The 1,115-nt window shown below is 72.6% G+C and carries 1 protein-coding gene; it reads left to right on the forward strand.

The annotated features are described in order from the left end of the window. The first annotated feature begins 153 nt into the window (after window positions 1-153). Complete coding sequence (locus AB0D57_RS47875) at window positions 154-1,026, forward strand: LLM class flavin-dependent oxidoreductase (RefSeq protein ID WP_362088795.1); 873 nt, start codon at window positions 154-156, stop codon at window positions 1,024-1,026. The last annotated feature ends 89 nt before the right edge of the window (window positions 1,027-1,115 follow it).

Here is a 1,115-nt window from a genome sequence, read left to right on the forward strand (position 1 = left end):
CTGCCGCGTTGTCGTCGGTCGCGATGGCTCCGCCATCACTCCCTCCTCCGCCTTGCAGCTGCACGCACCAGACCCCGCTCCTTCTCCCACCCTCCAATTGCCGGTCGGCCTAAAGCAGTTGTCCCGGAGGTGGGCCCTGGGTAGGAAGTGCGCATGACTGGACTCGGTGCTGTGTTTCGACCCCAACTTCCTCCCGAGCGACTGCGTGCCATGGCCCGCGTCGCCGAGGATGCGGGCCTCGAGGAGTTGTGGCTGTGGGAGGACTGTTTCCTTGAAGGGGGGATCTCCGCCGCGGCGGCGGCGCTCGCCTGGACCGAGCGGTTGCGTGTCGGGGTGGGACTGCTGCCCGTTCCGCTGCGGAACGTCGCTGTCACCGCGATGGAGGCCGCCACGCTGCACCGGATGTTCCCGGGGCGCGCGATCCTGGCCGTCGGCCACGGCGTACAGGACTGGATGGGGCAGGTCGGGGCGCGGGCCGAGTCGCCCGTGACGCTGTTGCGCGAGCACCTCGACGCCCTGCGCGCCCTGCTGCGGGGGGAGAGGGTGACCACGGACGGGCGGTACGTGAAGCTCGACGGCGTCGCCCTCGACTGGCCGCCGACGGGTGCCCCGGAGGTGCTGACCGGCGCCACCGGCCCCCGTACGCTCCGGCTCTCCGGCGAGGCCGCGGACGGCACCATCCTGCACGCCGCCACCGCGCCCGAAGGGGTGCGTCAGGCACGTCAACTCATCGACGAGGGGCGGGAGTCGGCGGGCCGGACCGACTCCCATCGGGTGGTCGTGAACCTCCACACGGCCACCGGGCCCGACGCGGCCGCCCGCCTGCGCGCCGAGATCGAGGCCAACGGAGAGAAACCGTTCCCGGAGCACGGAGTCGCCGGGGACGCGGGCGCGGTCGCCGAGGCGGTCCAGCGGCTTGTGGACGCCGGCGCCGACACCGTCGTCCTCCAGCCCACCGCCGACGAACCGGACCCCGAGGGCTTCGTACGGTTCGCGGCCGAGGAGGTGCGCCCACTGATTCCCTAGGGCCTGTCCGGCGGATCATGCCGCAGACGCGGGGTCTGGCACGCCCATCTGCGGCGTTGTCGTCGGTTGCCGACTCCCCCACTCTCGGC

The organism is Streptomyces sp. NPDC048275 (genome assembly GCF_040652275.1).
In the GTDB taxonomy this organism is placed as follows: Bacteria; Actinomycetota; Actinomycetes; order Streptomycetales; family Streptomycetaceae; genus Streptomyces.